Origin of the sequence: Rhizobium sp. P38BS-XIX (assembly GCF_012641435.1) — a bacterium.
GTDB lineage: Bacteria > Pseudomonadota > Alphaproteobacteria > Rhizobiales > Rhizobiaceae > Rhizobium.
In genome coordinates this window covers 149,194-164,912 of record NZ_JABAIJ010000007.1, presented here as the reverse complement: position 1 = coordinate 164,912, position 15,719 = coordinate 149,194, and the positions used below count along the sequence as shown (strand labels likewise).

16 protein-coding genes are annotated in these 15,719 nt (G+C 59.9%); 5 read left to right on the top strand and 11 right to left on the bottom strand.

The annotated features are described in order from the left end of the window. The first annotated feature begins 97 nt into the window (after positions 1-97). Positions 98-586, top strand: coding sequence for a MaoC family dehydratase (locus HGP17_RS22425; RefSeq protein WP_168812669.1), 489 nt, complete (start codon positions 98-100; stop codon positions 584-586). A gap of 496 nt (positions 587-1,082) precedes the next feature. Here the strand turns inward: HGP17_RS22425 and HGP17_RS22420 are convergent, their stop codons facing one another. From HGP17_RS22420 to HGP17_RS22390, 7 genes are all read right to left on the bottom strand, one after another. Next, the gene (locus HGP17_RS22420; protein ID WP_168812668.1) at positions 1,083-1,631 is read right to left on the bottom strand and encodes a sarcosine oxidase subunit gamma; all 549 of its coding nucleotides are present in this window, start codon (positions 1,629-1,631) and stop codon (positions 1,083-1,085) included. Further along, on the bottom strand, positions 1,624-4,620 hold the full coding sequence (locus HGP17_RS22415; RefSeq protein ID WP_168812667.1) for a sarcosine oxidase subunit alpha: 2,997 nt from the start codon (positions 4,618-4,620) through the stop codon (positions 1,624-1,626). Before HGP17_RS22415 ends, HGP17_RS22420 begins: the two co-directional genes overlap by 8 nt. After that, a complete protein-coding gene (locus tag HGP17_RS22410; protein WP_168812666.1) occupies positions 4,617-4,982 on the bottom strand; it encodes a sarcosine oxidase subunit delta in 366 nt (121 codons plus the stop codon). Before HGP17_RS22410 ends, HGP17_RS22415 begins: the two co-directional genes overlap by 4 nt. 15 nt (positions 4,983-4,997) lie before the next feature. Continuing rightward, positions 4,998-5,312, bottom strand: coding sequence for a hypothetical protein (locus tag HGP17_RS22405; protein ID WP_246704180.1), 315 nt, complete (start codon positions 5,310-5,312; stop codon positions 4,998-5,000). 104 nt (positions 5,313-5,416) lie between these two features. After that, a complete protein-coding gene (locus HGP17_RS22400; protein WP_168812665.1) occupies positions 5,417-6,670 on the bottom strand; it encodes a sarcosine oxidase subunit beta family protein in 1,254 nt (417 codons plus the stop codon). 113 nt (positions 6,671-6,783) lie between these two features. Further along, a complete protein-coding gene (locus HGP17_RS22395; RefSeq protein ID WP_168812664.1) occupies positions 6,784-7,266 on the bottom strand; it encodes a hypothetical protein in 483 nt (160 codons plus the stop codon). A 19-nt stretch (positions 7,267-7,285) separates the two neighbouring features. Beyond that, positions 7,286-7,561, bottom strand: a complete 276-nt coding sequence (locus HGP17_RS22390; RefSeq protein ID WP_168812663.1) for a hypothetical protein — start codon at positions 7,559-7,561, stop codon at positions 7,286-7,288. 344 nt (positions 7,562-7,905) lie between these two features. Here HGP17_RS22390 and rpsU point away from each other — a divergent pair, with 344 nt between their 5' ends. From rpsU to HGP17_RS22370, 4 genes are all read left to right on the top strand, one after another. Further along, positions 7,906-8,118, top strand: a complete 213-nt coding sequence (rpsU, locus tag HGP17_RS22385) for a 30S ribosomal protein S21 (protein ID WP_004117638.1) — start codon at positions 7,906-7,908, stop codon at positions 8,116-8,118. 138 nt (positions 8,119-8,256) lie between these two features. Further along, positions 8,257-9,135 carry a tetratricopeptide repeat protein gene (locus tag HGP17_RS22380; RefSeq protein WP_168812662.1) on the top strand — a complete coding sequence of 293 codons (879 nt, stop codon included), beginning with the start codon at positions 8,257-8,259 and terminating at the stop codon, positions 9,133-9,135. A gap of 216 nt (positions 9,136-9,351) precedes the next feature. Further along, positions 9,352-10,440, top strand: coding sequence for an FAD-binding oxidoreductase (locus tag HGP17_RS22375; protein WP_168812661.1), 1,089 nt, complete (start codon positions 9,352-9,354; stop codon positions 10,438-10,440). 243 nt (positions 10,441-10,683) lie between these two features. Continuing rightward, positions 10,684-12,339 (top strand): sensor histidine kinase, encoded by a 1,656-nt coding sequence (locus tag HGP17_RS22370; protein WP_168812660.1) that lies wholly within the window; start codon positions 10,684-10,686, stop codon positions 12,337-12,339. Positions 12,340-12,377: 38 nt separating this feature from the next. Here HGP17_RS22370 and HGP17_RS22365 read toward each other — a convergent pair whose 3' ends face one another. From HGP17_RS22365 to HGP17_RS22350, 4 genes are all read right to left on the bottom strand, one after another. After that, the gene (locus tag HGP17_RS22365) at positions 12,378-13,772 is read right to left on the bottom strand and encodes an NAD(P)(+) transhydrogenase (Re/Si-specific) subunit beta (RefSeq protein WP_168812885.1); all 1,395 of its coding nucleotides are present in this window, start codon (positions 13,770-13,772) and stop codon (positions 12,378-12,380) included. 10 nt (positions 13,773-13,782) lie between these two features. Then, on the bottom strand, positions 13,783-14,181 hold the full coding sequence (locus HGP17_RS22360; RefSeq protein ID WP_168812659.1) for an NAD(P) transhydrogenase subunit alpha: 399 nt from the start codon (positions 14,179-14,181) through the stop codon (positions 13,783-13,785). 1 nt (position 14,182) lies between these two features. Continuing rightward, entirely contained in the window at positions 14,183-15,346 is a 1,164-nt protein-coding gene (locus HGP17_RS22355) for a Re/Si-specific NAD(P)(+) transhydrogenase subunit alpha (RefSeq protein ID WP_168812658.1), read from the bottom strand. Positions 15,347-15,454: 108 nt separating this feature from the next. Next, positions 15,455-15,679, bottom strand: coding sequence for an aa3-type cytochrome c oxidase subunit IV (locus HGP17_RS22350; RefSeq protein WP_168812657.1), 225 nt, complete (start codon positions 15,677-15,679; stop codon positions 15,455-15,457). Positions 15,680-15,719: the final 40 nt, after the last annotated feature.

Below are 15,719 nucleotides of genomic sequence, written 5' to 3'. Positions count from 1 at the left end.
TTTCGATTCGCCAGAAAGGGTCATTGACCCTTGAGCCAATTCCAGCGCGATCAACATCGCAGCTCCGTTGAAATTGCTCTGACTGACGAGGATGGAAATGCCCGGCGATATCTCGCTTGTAGACATCATGAAGCTTGTGGGAACGGAGATCGGCATCTCCGACTGGATCGACGTCAATCAAACGATGATCGATACCTTCGCCGATGCGACGCACGACCACCAGTTCATCCATGTCGATCCAGAGCGCGCCAAAGCGGAAACATCCTATGGGGGAACCATCGCCCACGGCTTTCTGACGCTGTCGCTGCTCTCGGCGCTGAATTACAGCGCACTGCCGAAAATCCGCGAACAGACCATGGGCATCAACTACGGTTTCGAAAAGATCCGCTTCATGTCACCGGTGAAGTGTGGCGCACGCGTCCGCGGTCGCTTCAATCTCGCCGAAACGCGACTGCGCGGCGCCAATATGCTGATGCTGACCTATGACGTGACGGTCGAAATCGAGAATGAGCGCAAACCGGCGCTGACGGCAACCTGGACGACGATATCGCAGTTCGATCCCAAGGATCGGCCCGAGGAGGCTTAGGTTTTTTTTGGATCACGAGACTTTTTTCTGAAAGACAGAATGGCAAACGCGATCGCTGCGAGCGAAATGTAGACTATATAAAAACCGAGATTCGGCTTTCCATACAGAAAACTCAGAGAATATTCCTTTCGAAGAATCGACTCTATTGTTCGTAAGAGCAGCTGCCCGAAACTGAACCACAGGGCGAAAACGCACATATAGTCTATACTGAGATATTCGCTTCGCACCGCAGGTTGTGAGGTTTCCGGCTGCATCCCTATGCCGGTCCATGTCTTGGAATCAACTTCAAGGCTTTGCTTGTTCGAACCCATGAACATGACCTTTTTCGTCGCGCATTGCGACGCGCTGATTGAGGCCTGACGTTGTGAAAAGCAGCCGCCACTACAAGCAGTATGCGACCGAAATTGGCGGCAAGCAAGATCAATTGCCGCCAACTATCGGCGTGATGCGCCGAGCTGATCTTTATCTCAGCTTTGCTCTCAAAAACCTGTAGACCCTAACGGCCCGCATCCTCTGCGCCTTCTGCAAGCAGGCCGAAGGCATAGTCGGAAAAGGAACGCCACACTTCGACGCGGAATGTCTCCTCGTCGAGCCGCAGAAGCACGACTTCCGCCTTGCCGAGCAGCGTGCGCGAGCAGGCACCGACGGGAAATGCCCCCAACGAAACATCCTGCGGGCAGCCGGCGGCAAGCGTCGCTTCCGCGCCAGGGCCGGAGACGATGACCGCGGTATTGCGATGCGAGACATCGGTCGCCGCGTGCAGCACGCCGGAAGATCCGGCAATGCCGATCAGATCTGCGCCGTTTTCATCGATGACGAGCCATTCATCCGGGCCGAGCCACAGTGCATGACGGCCATTGGCGCTGGCCGAGGTCTTCGGTCGGGTCGGCAGTTGCAGGCCGAGCGCCTGCGAAAGACCGCCGACGGAATCGCCAGGCGCACGCAGTGAAATGCGGCTTGCTGGAGCAGCCGGCGTCAGCCGGACGGTCGAGGAACCGCCATGGCGGCCTGCGAGCGGCAGTTTGCGGGTAGCGAGATCAGCCATTGATCCGGCCTCCTTCCTTGTCAAAGAACACCAGATCCGTCACCTCGACTGATATCGTCTTGTCGGGCATCGGCACGTAAAGCGTCTTGCCCATGCGCTCGCGTCCGCCGGCAACCAGCGCAAAGGCAATGGATCGGCCGAGATTTTCGGACCAATAGGCCGATGTGACATGACCAAGCATGGTCATCGGCTTCTGCTCGTTCGGATCGGCGACGATCTGCGCCCCCTCTTCCAGAACCACCTTCGGATCGCGGGTAACGAGACCGACGAGCTGCTTGCGACCTTCCTTGACGAGATCCGGGCGCTTCAGGCCGCGGATACCGACAAAATCGGTCTTCTTCTTCGACACAGCCCACGAAAGACCGGCATCGTCGGGCGTCACCGTACCATCGGTATCCTGGCCGACGATAATGTAGCCCTTCTCGGCGCGCAGCACGTGCATGGTCTCTGTGCCGTAGGCGCAAGCACCCAGCGGCTCGGCGCGCGCCCAGATGGCTTCCAAGACGGACTGGCCATAATCGGCCGGCACGTTGATTTCATAGCCGACTTCACCGGTGAAGGAGACGCGGAACAACCGTGCCGGCACACCGCAGACCTTGCACTCGGCCACGCTCATATGCGGGAACGCCTCGTTGGACAGATCCTGGCCCTCGACGAGCGGCTCGACGATCTCGCGCGCCTTCGGACCCTGCACCGCGATAACAGCCCACTGCTCGGTGGTCGACGTCAGCCACACCTTCAGATGCGGGAATTCGGTCTGCAGATAGTCTTCCATGTGGTGCAGAACGCGCGGCGCGCCGCCGGTCGTGGTGGTCACATGGAAGCGATCTTCGGCCAGACGTCCAACAACGCCGTCGTCGTAAACGAAGCCATCCTCGCGGGTCATGATGCCGTAACGGCAGCGGCCCGGCTTCAGCGTATCCCAGGCATTCGTATAGAGCAGGTTCAGGAACTCGGCCGCATCCGGTCCGACAACCTCGATCTTGCCGAGCGTCGAGGCATCGAACACGCCGGCCACTTCGCGGGCCGTGCGGCACTCGCGATTGACGGCGTCATGCATCGTTTCGCCGGCGCGCGGATAGAACCAGGCGCGCTTCCAGTTGCCGACGTCTTCGAAGATCGCGCCATGCGCCTCTTCCCAGGCATGTAGCGGCGTCTTGCGGGCGGGATCGAAAAGGGGCCCACGCGAATGGCTGATCAGCGTGCCGTATGTGACGGGCGTATAAGGCGCACGGAAAGTGGTAAGACCGACCTGCGGAATATCTTTGCCCAGCATTTCAGCGGCAATCGCCAGCCCGTGCATGTTGGATAGCTTGCCCTGATCGGACGCCATGCCGTTGGTGGTGAAGCGCTTGATATGCTCGATGGAATGCATGCCCTCGCGCACGGCGAGGCGAATATCCTTGGCGCAGACGTCGTGCTGGAAATCGACGAAGGCCTTGGCATTCGTGTCCGGTCCGGCGCCTTCGGCCGCACCGATCATGCCGCCGGTCCATTCGAACGCTTGCTCGGCATGGAGTTGGATCTTCTCGCCGCCATTGGTGCTGCCGGTGGCGCGCGCCATCAGTTCGCCGGCCGCCAGTGATTCCTCGATTGCCGCCTGCAGCCCGTCCGTGCCGTTGCACGCACCGACCGAAAGGCAATCCTGCACATAGGTGCCCGGCAGGAAGCGCTGCTTTTCGGTGTCGAATTTCAGCTTGCCGCGCGACTGCGAGAACAGGTGAACGGACGGCGTCCAGCCGGACGAAACCAGGAGGGCATCAATCGCAATCTTGCGCGTGGCGGAGCTGCCGTTGCGCGAAACAGTCATGGAGGAGACGCGCAGCTTGCCGGCCGTATCAACGACGGCATAGTCGGTCATGACCTCGATGCCGAGCCGCTTTGCCTCGGCCAGAACCGCCTCGCCCGGACGGGCACGGCTGTCGACGATGGCAACGACGGAAACACCGGCGCGCTTCAGATCGAAGGCGGCTTCATAGGCAGAATCATGCGCCGTATAGACGCCGATCTTCGCGCCGACGGCGACGCCGTAATGGTTGAGATAGGCGCGTGCCGCAGACGCCAGCATGATGCCCGGGCGGTCGTTGTTCGGAAACACCATATGGCGCTCGATGGCGCCCGTCGCCAGGATGGCTCGCTTGGCGCGGACCTGCCACAGCCGTTCGCGCGGCAGATCGCGGCCCGGCTTTGCCAGATGGTCCGTGACACGCTCGGCAAGGCCGAAGAAATTGTGATTGTAGTAGCCGAAGGCCGTTGTGCGGGTCAGCACCTGAACATTCGGCATCGCCTCGAGCTTCGCGACAACAGCCTGCGCCCAGTCATAGCCTTCGACACCGTCGATCTTGACGCCGGTATCGAAGCGCAGCGCGCCCCCGACATCAGGCTGCTCGTCGCAGAGGATAACCTTGGCGCCGGTTTCGGCAGCGGCAAGTGCCGCCGAAAGACCAGCAATGCCGGCACCGACGACGAGCACGTCGCAATGGGCATAGCGGCCGGCATAGTGATCCGGATCTTCTTCCGTCGGCGCGACGCCGAGGCCCGCAGCACGGCGGATGAGCGGCTCATAAATATGCTTCCAGGCGGCCTTCGGCCACATGAAGGTCTTGTAGTAAAAGCCAGCGGCAAAGAAGGACGACATCAGATTGTTGACGCCGCCGATATCGAAAGCGAGCGACGGCCAGCGGTTCTGCGACTGCGCCTTCATGCCATCGAAGACTTCCTGCACGCTGGCGCGCACATTCGGCTGGCGCCGCGCAGCATCGCGGGAGATATCGAGCAGCGCATTCGGCTCTTCGGCTCCGGCCGAAAGAATGCCGCGCGGGCGGTGATATTTGAAGGATCGGCCGACGAGATGAATGCCGTTGGCAAGCAGCGCCGAGGCGACGCTATCGCCTTCGAGCGCGGTATAGCTCTTGCCGTCAAAAGTGAAGCGAGCGGTTCTGGCCGGCGTCAGACGTCCCTTGCCCGCGATACGATTGGCGCCGCTCATTCAGCAAATCCCTCTGTTTGTGCCGTCTGTTCTTGTTCGTTCTGTTGCTGGACCGCCGGCTCTGAAGCGCCGGGTTTCAGTGTCGCAGGATCCGGTCTCGGCTCGCCGGCCTTGTACGTCCGGTAGAACTGATCGCTCACCGTGTCGCGCGCCGCATTGAAGAAGCGGCCGCAGCCATGGATATGCCGCCAGCGCTCGAAGATCAGACCCTTCGGATTGTCGCGCAGGAAGAAATATTCCTCGAACTCCTCGTCCGAGATCCCGGCAATATTGGCCGGCCGCACGATATGCGCGTCGCCGGCATTGCGGAATTCGAGTTCCGAACGCTCTTCCTCGCAATAGGGGCAGTAAATCAGCAGCATCGTTTTCTACCTGTGTTAAAGCTCGGAGCCCGAAAGGTTTGTACCGGGAGGCTGCGTGCAGAGCCGCCGTCCCATGGTGACGAAAGGTGTTATGCGCGTCAGCAGCGCCTCAAGCGATCCGTAGGGTTTCAGCACGTTGCTCATCCCCATATTGACCATAGCCATGGCGAGCAGATCCGTATCGAGGACGAAGGCTCTCGTTGCCTCGGGCTTCTGCTCCGGCACGAAATAGACCGCCGGCTTGTTCAGCACCTTGGCGCATATCAGCGTTCCGCTATCGGCTTCAAAGGGCCATTCGGCCTCATCCTTGGCCTTGTGGATCACTTGCATGCGAAAATCCTCGGCTCCTGGAAAGAGATCGTTGATTTCGGTCACGACCGTTTCTGCCGGCAATGAAAGCCCTGCCGCCAGAAAGATCCCAACCGCCGCCAACATCAGTGCGCGACGGCAGCCGCTGCCGCCTCATCGATCAGACGACCGGTACGGAAGCGATCGAGCGTCAGGCCGGCATTGAATCGATGCGGCTCGTCGCGGGCGATGAGATGCGCAAAGAGATTGGCCGAACCAGGCGTCGCCTTGAAACCACCCGTGCCCCAGCCGCAGTTGACGTAGAGCCCCGGCACCGGCGTCTTCGACTGGATGGCCGAACGATCCGGCGTGTTATCGACGATACCGCCCCAGGAGCGCATCATCTTCACGCGCCGGAACATCGGGAAGAGCTCGCAGATCGCATCCAGCGTATGGGTGATGATCTGCAGACCGCCGGTCTGGCTGTAGGAATTGTATTGGTCCGTGCCGGCGCCGATGACGAGCTCGCCCTTGTCGGACTGCGAGATATAGGCATGCACCGTGTTCGACATGACGACGCAGGGGAAGATCGGCTTGAGCGGCTCGGAGACCAGCGCCTGCAGCGGGCTCGATTGCAGCGGCACGCGCACGCCGGCCATCTGCATGACGACCGTGGTATGGCCCGCCGCGGACACGCCGACCTTCTTGGCGCCGATGAAACCCTTGCTCGTTTCGACACCCGTCACGCGGCCATCAGGCCCGCGGCGAATGCCGGTCACTTCGCAATTCTGGATGATATGGACGCCGCGATCGGAAGCAGCGCGGGCAAAGCCCCAGGCGACCGCATCGTGACGCGCCGTGCCGCCGCGACGCTGCAGAGCAGCGCCGTTGATCGGATAGCGCGCGGTGCTGGAAATATCCAGCGGCGGACAATAGGCCTTCGCCTGTTCCGGCGTCAGCCATTCATTGTCGATGCCGTAAAGGCGGTTGGCATGGATATGCCGCTTGAAGGACTGCTGGTCGTGCACATTGTGCGACAGCATCATCACGCCGCGCGGCGAATACATGACGTTGTAATTGAGATCCTGAGACAGCCCCTCCCAGAGCTTCATCGAATGCTCGTAGATGTGCATGCTCTCTTCATAGAGATAGTTCGAGCGGATGATGGTCGTGTTGCGGCCGGTATTGCCGCCGCCGAGCCACCCCTTTTCGATGACGGCGACATTGGTGATGCCGTGTTCCTTGGCGAGGTAATAGGCCGCACCCAGGCCATGACCGCCGGCGCCGACGATGATGACGTCATACTCCTTGCGTGGCTCCGGCGAGGTCCATTGAGCCTCCCAGCCCTTGTGAGCCCGCATCGCTTCCCGTGCCACGGCAAAAACCGAGTATTTACGCATTCGCCCTCAACTCCTTCAGGCAAGACGCCCTTCTTCTGGGTCATACAGATCGCAAATCAAAAACCGACACAACGGCTCTTTTGCGACGCATTAGGGACCGTCTTTCGACACGGTTAAAAAGAACCATCGGACCGCAAGGCTGAACCACTTGCGGCGTTAGCGCCCGCATGAGCAAATTCAGCTGTCTGGTGAACAAACCACAGTGTTGCGCCACGCGTAAAAAGAAGACACGCCGCAAGCAGATAAGACACCGTCGCCAGAATTAGGAAAACGAGTTCCCTAGCGGTCCCGTAAGCATGACCTCTCTCGGTGAGCATACCGAAGCCGCAACCAATGATGAACATCATCGCAAATTGCGCGCCAAGTGTCATCCAGCGCGCCCAGTTCACCCGTCTGCGAGCAACCAGCCAAACCCAGAAGATTTGGATACAAAGAAATGCGATTTGCAAAATTATATAGGCGAGCGGTGCTTCCGAAAAATGCTTGGCCCCCACCTTATCCCAATTCACCAAAAGGTTTAAAAAAATGAGCGCCATGCCAGCGTATGTGAGGCGCTTATAGTACTGTACGCTCGCCGGCATGTTCTGATCGTTCATAATATCCCCTTACTGCGTCCTATTTGCGCCGCAGGTGACAAACCTTCACCCGGCCACCATGGCCATCCCCGCGCCAGACGCATCCTTCGTTGCGCGGCTTCTGGTTGTAAAGATAAATTCTTGCACGGTGCCTGCTATCGAACGTTTGGTTCGAAAAATCGTGTCCGCCGATGCGGACATTCTTGCCGAAACGCACCTCGCCGGCCATGGCGGCCTCAAGAGCAGCCAGAACCATAAGGGCAAGCATGAGCGCGACAAGTAGCCTTCCGGCAGCAACGAAATTGATTGCTTTCATAAAGCGCTTCCCTTTTCGGCCTTTAGTTGCTGCGGGAATCAGGCAGCAGCATCTGTTGCATGATCATGAATCGGAATTTTTGCACAGGCATGTCTGTTCGAAAACGGACGAAATGAAGTTCATCTCTCATAGCCGTCGCAAGGCAACCAAGGCCTTGCGGCTCTTTTCAACACTCGACAACTAGCTTTTTCCTCTGCAAACTCACGATCTGGCTAGACTTTGAGAAACCGATCTGTTATCTCGCCTAACCAATCGCAAGGCTGCGGCTTCGCGAACGTTATTTTTTTGCCTCCTGGCGCTGCTGTTGCCGCTGGCATCAACCAAACCAAAGGAACGTGATTCTCGTGCAGGTACTTGTCCGCGATAACAATGTCGACCAGGCTCTCCGCGCTCTCAAGAAGAAGATGCAGCGCGAAGGTATTTTCCGCGAAATGAAGATGCGCGACTACTATGAAAAGCCGTCGCAGAAGCGTGCTCGCGAAAAGGCTGAAGCTGTTCGTCGCGTTCGCAAGCTTGCTCGCAAGCGCGCACAGCGCGAAGGCCTCGTTGCCAAGTAATCGCCGTTTTTTCGACGTTTTCAGATGCATGTGTGGCGGGGGCGAGTCGTTCGCCGCCGCCTTTTTTGATTTATTCTCTGGGCAAATCGGATTAAATCAGAACAGCCTGATATGACGCATGGGGAAAGCGACCCGATAATGGCAATGACGACTTCCGTAAAGTTCCGCACTTCGAACCTGTCCTTATTCGTTTCGAAGCGCGCTGCGGTGCTGCCTGCTTTGGCGATGCTTGCCGCAATCAGCCTTTCCAGCTGCCAGACTGCTTCCACCGATAACGTGATCCAGATCGACAAGGCGCAAGGGTCTTCGGAAAATATCGCCTCGCTGACCTCGGTCATCAATTCCAATCCGCAGGATCCGGAAGGCTACAACGTTCGCGGCACGGCCTATGGTCGCGGCGGTGACTTCAACCGTGCGCTCGGCGACTTCAATCAGGCCATTCAGCTTAATCCGAAGTTTTACCAGGCCTATGCCAACCGCGCGCTTATCTACCGCAACATGGGCAAGCTGCCTGAAGCCATCGCGGACTACAATGCAGCATTGCAGATCAACGGCAGCTACGACGTCGCCTATATCGGCCGTGGTAATCTCTACCGCCAGGCCGGCCGCGACAACGATGCTTTCAACGATTATTCCAAGGCGATCAGCCTCGGCACAACGGACGGCCGCGCCTATAACGGCCGTGGCGTGATCTTCCAGAAGCGCAATCAGCAGGACAAGGCGATCGACGACTTCTCGAAGGCAATCTCGCTGTCGCCGAACTCGCCGGAGCCGTACAACAGCCGCGGCATCTCCTATCTCGCGCAGAACGACGACGACAACGCTTTTGCCGATTTCAACCACGCGATCGACCTGAACAACAAGGTCGCCGAATCCTGGGCGAACCAGGCGTTCGTGTACGAGCGCAAGGGTGACAAGGTGAAAGCCCGTCGCTCCTATCAGCACGCCGTCAATCTCGATCCAAACTACCAGCCGGCCAGAGACGGCCTGGCTCGCGTAGGCGCCGGCTCCTCATAGCGCCAGCATATTGATGTGACGTCCCGCCGCCGGCAGCCCCCTGTCCGGCGGCTTTTATTTGCATGGTCGAGCGCCTAGGTGCGTCGCGATATAAAGGATTGGCTTCCTGCACTTCCAGTTTTTGACTTTACGCATATCGTCATCGCCAAACCGCTGAACATTTTCAGCGCGACATGATTTAGTCTTGCCATTCCCCCAAGCAAACGAGACAGCCACATGCCCTCCCCGCAGAAAATCATCGTCATTGGCGCCGGCATCATCGGCGCGTCCATCGCTTGGCATCTTCAGCACAAAGGCGCGTCGGTGATGGTGATCGCGCAAAAGATCGGCGGCGAGGCAACACCGAATTCTTTCGCCTGGATCAACGCAAGCTGGGGCAATCCGGAATTCTATTTCCGCCTCAGACATCGCTCCATGCGCGAATGGTCGAGATTGGCGGCAGAGTTGCCGGATTTGCCGCTCGCCTGGTGCGGCGGATTGTGCTGGGATCTTTCGGAAACGGAGCTCGATGCCTATGCCGCGCAGCATCACGGTTGGGGCTATGGCCTGCAGCCGGTCAATCGCGCCACGAGCATCATGACCGAACCCAATCTCGCCTTTCCGCCGGATTATGCCCTGCACATTGCCGAGGAAGGGGCGGTCGAACCTGTCGCTGCAGCCGAGCTGTTGTTGAAGGATGCGCAGCGCCTTGGCGCGACGGTGCTGTCCGGTCTGGAGGTTCGCCGCCTGCTGACAGAAAACGGGAAGGTCGTCGGCGTCGAAACCAGTGACGGGATGACACGCGCCGATTACGTCGTACTGGCCGCCGGCACCGCGACACCAGATCTAGCCGCCACCGCCGGTATCGATGTTCCCCTCGAACTGCCACCGCCGCCAGGCCTCATCGTCCACTCCCGCCCGGCACCGAAACTCCTGAACGGTTTGGTGATGGCGCCGGGCCTGCATATGCGGCAGACGGCGGATGGACGCATCATTGCCGGCGGCGACTTCGGCGGCAAAGACCCAGGCGACAATCCACAGAAAGCCGCCGATGAACTCTTCGCAAAAGTCAAAGCGGCCCTGAAGGCTGGCGAAGCGCTGGAACTCGATTTTTACACCATCGGCTATCGCCCGACGCCGGAGGACGGGATGCCCGTCATCGGTCACGCGGATCAGGCGCCCGGTCTTTATATCGCGGTCCTCCATTCAGGAGTCACCCTGGCACCGCTGGTCGGTTTGCTGGCCGCGCAGGAGATTGTCGACGGCGATACTTCCCCGGACCTGGCACCCTTCCGCCTGTCACGCTTCGCGGGCACCACCAGATAAAAGGGAATATCGCAACTCTGAGGATGCATGACGGCAGTCGTAAGCATACGGGATCGCTAATGATTTCATGAGTAGTGACTTTTCTGATGTTGCAAGGCAATTTACCGAGCCCTAACATGGGCGCTTAGAGGGTAAGCAGCTTGGATCTAAGCAAGGGGGCGCTTGGCATGATGACCAGAACCAATGTTTTCGCGTTTGCCAGCGCATCCGCTCGTCATGGAGCTACGATCGGTTGATCGCACCATGAGGAAGCCGCATTTCCCGAAAGCGTCGATTGGGGCCTATCTCATCGCCATCGCCTTGGCGATTGCGTTGCCTATTCTTGCCTTCGTCGCGTTGCTTCTCGTGCAGCTCGAGGACAACGAACGCGATGCCTTGAAGGGCGACACGGTGCAGGACGCCCAGGCTCTGGCCCGCGTTATCGACCGGCAGCTGCAGGACATGGCGACGACGCTGCGTCTCCTGTCGTCATCACCGGAACTCGAGCACAACGATATCGCCACCTTCTTCGCCCGCACGGAAACGGTGCTGCGAACGGATTCGCTCTTCGTCCTGTTGATGAACAAGGATGGCACGCTGCGCCTCAACACGCGTTGGCCGCTCGGTCAGCCGCTCGGCAAGACCGGCAATCCCACAGCACTTCAATCGGCACTCGATTCCGGGCGTATAGAAGCGTCCGATGTCTTCCGTGGCGCGAACACGCATCGATGGGTTTATAACGTCACCCTGCCGCTGGATCATTCTTCGGCCGGGGCGGCGCTCGCAATCACACAGGATGCGGACGAGCTTGCCAAGCTTGTCACGACGCAGGCGCTCCCGCCGGGCTGGTCTGCCGCCATACTCGACAAATCAGGCCATGTGATCGCTGCCGGCGGACCGACCAGGCATGTGCCCGGCGACCCGTTCGACAAAGAGATCCTCTCGAAACTGATCGCCTCGAGCGGCGTTTATCAGGATGAAAAGATCCTGCCGCACTCGCTGCTTGGCTATGCACAAATCTCCGGATGGTCATGGAAAGCCGTCGTGTGGGGGCCGGTCGCGTCAGCGCAAGCATCCCTGATGAGTACCTGGCGCTTCCTGATCTATGGCGGCGTCACGCTGCTGATGATCGCTCTGATTGCCGTCTATGCCCTGGCACGGCAGGTGCGCACCACGATACAGGACATTGCCGGCATGGCTGACCGCATGGGTCGGGGCGAGATCGTCGCACCGATCGACACCAGCGTCATCGAAGCCAATCAGGTCGCCGTCGCTCTTTCCAATGCCTCGTTCGATCGCAGCGTCACGGAAGACCGGCTGCATTTCGTCATGCACGAGCTGGTTCACCGCACCAAGAACCTGCTGGCGCTCGCACAGGCGATGACCCGGCAGCTTGCGCGGCAAACCGACAGTGTGGACACATTCCAGCGCGCCGTCGCCGACCGCCTCGAGGGGCTGGCGCGATCGATCGAAGTCTTGACGAGCGAACAATGGTCGGGCGTTTCGCTGCGCCGGGTAATCGACATCCATCTGGCCACCTTCCTGCAGGCGCCACAACACCTCGACGTTGTCGGCACCGATTTCTTGCTGAAGCCGGAAGCCGTTCAAAACCTGGGGCTTGTCCTGCATGAACTGGCGACAAACTCGGTGAAATACGGCGCCCTTTCGGCACCCGAAGGCAAAATCGTCATCGAATGGAAAAATGAAGCCAGCGAGGCCGGAACGATGATCCGCTTCACCTGGACGGAAAGCGGCGGTCCACCGGTCAAGCCGCCCACGGTAACCGGGTTCGGCACGACCGTGACCAAGGCTCACGCCGCCGCTTCCTTCAGCGGCAATGTCGAGATCGACTTCCGCCCGGGCGGCCTTGTCTGGATGTTGGTCGCGCCGCGCAACATCATGGAGCGCGAGCGCACATAGGCGCCGGCGTCGCTCTCATCGATTGGTTAGAAGCATGCTCACTCGTTCATCGCCTTGACGATTTCCTCGGTCACCTTCTTGGCGTCGCCCAGCAGCATCATCGTTCCGTCCTTGTAGAACAGCGTGTTGTCGATGCCCGCGTAGCCGGAGCCGAGCGAACGCTTGACGAAGAGGCAGGTCTTGGCCTTGTCGACATCGAGGATCGGCATGCCGTAGATCGGCGATGTCTTGTCATCGCGCGCCGCCGGATTGGTGACGTCGTTGGCGCCGATGACATAAGCGACATCGGCTTGCGCAAACTCCGAATTGATATCCTCGAGCTCGAAGACCTCGTCATACGGCACGTTGGCTTCCGCCAGCAGCACGTTCATGTGACCGGGCATGCGGCCGGCGACGGGATGGATGGCGTATTTTACCTCGACACCATGTGCCTTCAGCCTGTCCGCCATTTCGCGCAGCGCATGCTGAGCCTGCGCCACCGCCATGCCGTAGCCCGGCACGATGATAACCTTGGACGCATTCGCCATCAGATAGGCGGCATCCTCGGCCGAGCCGAGCTTGACCGTCTTGTCGGAATTGTCAGCAGCGCCACCTGTCGTCTCGCCGCCGAAACCGCCGAGGATGACGGAAATGAAGGACCGGTTCATGCCCTTGCACATGATGTAGGACAGGATCGCGCCCGAAGAACCCACAAGCGCGCCGGTAATGATCAGCGCGAGATTGCCGAGCGTGAACCCGATGCCGGCGGCAGCCCAACCGGAATAGGAATTCAGCATCGACACGACGACCGGCATGTCGGCGCCGCCGATCGGCACGATCAACAGCACGCCGAGCGCCAGCGAGAGCGCGACGACGGCCCAGAAGGCGAAATGGCTTTCGCTCACGGCAAGGTTGATGATGAAGAGCACGATCAGAACGAGCAGGGCGGCATTGATGACGTGACGGTTCGGCAGCATGATCGGCTTGCCGGACATGCGCCCATCGAGCTTCAGGAAGGCGATGATCGAGCCGGTAAACGTCAACGCGCCGATGGCAACGCCGATCGCCATTTCAATGCGGGCTTCGGTATGGATATGGCCGATATCGCCGATGCCGAAAGACGATGGCGTATAGAGCGCCGAGGCGGCCACAAGCACGGCTGCAAGACCGACGAGCGAATGGAATCCCGCCACGAGTTGCGGCATTGATGTCATCGGAATGACGCGCGCGATGTAAGCGCCCGCCCCGCCGCCGATGGCCAGACCGAGAACGATCAGCACAAAGCCGGCGAAGGACGGCGTTGCCAGCACCAGCGTGGTGACAATGGCAATGGCCATCCCCACCATGCCGTAGAGATTGCCGCGCCGGCTTGTTGCCGGATGCGACAGGCCGCGCAGCGCCAGAATGAACAGCACACCGGAAACGAGATAGAGGAAAGCCGCGATATTGCTCAGCATGCCGCCCTCACTTGTCTTTCTTCTTGTACATCGCCAGCATTCGCTGGGTGACAAGGAAACCGCCGACGATATTGACCGAAACGAGCACCAACGCCACGAAGCCGAAGCCCGTGGCGAGGCCGCTTGCCGAAATTCCAACCGCGAGCAACGCGCCGACGACGATGACGGAGGAAATGGCGTTCGTCACCGCCATCAGCGGCGTGTGCAGGGCCGGCGTCACTGACCAGACGACATAATAGCCGACGAAAATGGCGAGCACGAAGATTGCCAGCTGGAAAACAAAGGGATCGACCGCTCCGCCCGTCGCCGCGCTGACGGCCTCCGGAGCCTGTGCGGCAGCGGTGCGGACGGCGGTCACGGCATCGTTCAGTTGCTGGAGTGCCTGGTCCATTGCTTGACTGGCCATCTTACAGATCTCCCTTGCTGACCGTCGGCTGATCGGGGTCGACGAAATTCGGGTGCACGACTTCGCCGCCATCGGTCAGCATCGTCGCCTTGATCAGCTCGTCGGCACGATTGAGGCCGAGGCTCTTGCTGTCCTTGTCGACCATCGTTTCCAGGAAGGTGACGAGGTTCTTCGCATAGAGAGCAGACGCGCTGGCCGCGATGCGGCCGGCCATGTTCGGATATCCGATCACCCGCACGCCTTCGACATCGGCAATCCTACCGTACTCCGCCCCCTCGATATTGCCGCCACGCTCGACGGCGAGATCCACGGCAACGGCGCCGGGGCGCATCGCCTTCAGCATGTCGCGGACGACAAGCCTTGGTGCGGGACGCCCTGGTATCAGCGCGGTGGTGATGATGATGTCCTGCTTGGCGATGTGATCGGCAACGAGCGCGGCCTGCTTGGCCTGATACTCTCTGGACATTTCCTTGGCATAGCCACCGGCAGTTTCGGCGGCCTTGAATTCTTCGTCTTCGACGGCAATGAACTTGGCCCCGAGCGAGGCGACCTGCTCCTTGGCGGCGGGGCGCACATCGGTTGCCGACACCAGCGCACCCAGGCGTCTTGCCGTTGCGATCGCCTGCAAGCCGGCAACGCCCGCCCCCATGACGAAGACCTTTGCGGCCGGCACCGTGCCCGCCGCAGTCATCATCATCGGCAAGGCGCGATCATAGACGGCGGCGGCCTCGATGACGGCCTGATAACCCGCCAGGTTCGCCTGCGACGACAGCACGTCCATGGATTGAGCCCGCGTGATGCGCGGCATCAGCTCCATGGCAAAGCTCGTCAAACCGGCACGCGCCATTTCGGCAAGAGCCGCCTCGTTGCCATAGGGATCCATGATGGCAATGACGATGGCGCCGCTTTTGTAGCCGGAGATTTCCTTGGTGGTCGGCCGCCTGACCTTGAGGACGACATCGGCTGCTTTCGCATCCTTGACCGTCCCTATACGGGCACCCAGCGCTTCATATTCCGCATCCGGAATGCGCGATGCTGTTCCAGCGCCAGCTTCGATGACGACATCGAAGCCGAAACTTCTCATCTTCTTCACGCTTTCGGCAGATGCCGCGACGCGCGTCTCTTCCCCCGCGCTTTCCTTGGCGACGAAAACCAGATTGCCCAATGACAACACCTCGCATCAAACGGCAGCTCCGCAGGATACGGCAGCGCCATCACCTGCGAAATCAGGCCGGAATTTCAGGAAAGGCGCGGGCGGAAAGCCCGACGTGGTTCAGCGGACGAGAAAAGCGCCAATGAAAGCCAGGACCACGAAAATGATGAAGCCGCCGAAGAGACCGGCATGACCGAAAAAGCCAGCCGCCATCCCGATGAGAAGTGCAGCGATAATAGCCGATCCGACCCGCGAGACCAGGAGAAAGCCGTTATAGGTCTTCTCGTGCTCCTTATAATCCATGGAAGCGCCGGTTTCGATCGGTCCGGTATTGTGTTCGGCCATGAAAATTCTCCCCTCTCTCCTCTCCCCCGATGATCTTTTG

Coding starts and splice junctions, on each gene's coding strand:
- HGP17_RS22400 (WP_168812665.1), bottom strand. CDS start 6,670: ATGCGTAAATACTCGGTTTTTGCCGTGGCACGGGAAGCGATGCGGGCT.
- HGP17_RS22410 (WP_168812666.1), bottom strand. CDS start 4,982: ATGCTGCTGATTTACTGCCCCTATTGCGAGGAAGAGCGTTCGGAACTC.
- HGP17_RS22420 (WP_168812668.1), bottom strand. CDS start 1,631: ATGGCTGATCTCGCTACCCGCAAACTGCCGCTCGCAGGCCGCCATGGC.
- HGP17_RS22375 (WP_168812661.1), top strand. CDS start 9,352: ATGCCCTCCCCGCAGAAAATCATCGTCATTGGCGCCGGCATCATCGGC.
- HGP17_RS22415 (WP_168812667.1), bottom strand. CDS start 4,620: ATGAGCGGCGCCAATCGTATCGCGGGCAAGGGACGTCTGACGCCGGCC.
- HGP17_RS22350 (WP_168812657.1), bottom strand. CDS start 15,679: ATGGCCGAACACAATACCGGACCGATCGAAACCGGCGCTTCCATGGAT.
- HGP17_RS22380 (WP_168812662.1), top strand. CDS start 8,257: ATGGCAATGACGACTTCCGTAAAGTTCCGCACTTCGAACCTGTCCTTA.
- HGP17_RS22395 (WP_168812664.1), bottom strand. CDS start 7,266: ATGAACGATCAGAACATGCCGGCGAGCGTACAGTACTATAAGCGCCTC.
- HGP17_RS22425 (WP_168812669.1), top strand. CDS start 98: ATGCCCGGCGATATCTCGCTTGTAGACATCATGAAGCTTGTGGGAACG.
- HGP17_RS22360 (WP_168812659.1), bottom strand. CDS start 14,181: ATGGCCAGTCAAGCAATGGACCAGGCACTCCAGCAACTGAACGATGCC.
- HGP17_RS22405 (WP_246704180.1), bottom strand. CDS start 5,312: ATGCAAGTGATCCACAAGGCCAAGGATGAGGCCGAATGGCCCTTTGAA.
- HGP17_RS22390 (WP_168812663.1), bottom strand. CDS start 7,561: ATGAAAGCAATCAATTTCGTTGCTGCCGGAAGGCTACTTGTCGCGCTC.
- HGP17_RS22370 (WP_168812660.1), top strand. CDS start 10,684: ATGAGGAAGCCGCATTTCCCGAAAGCGTCGATTGGGGCCTATCTCATC.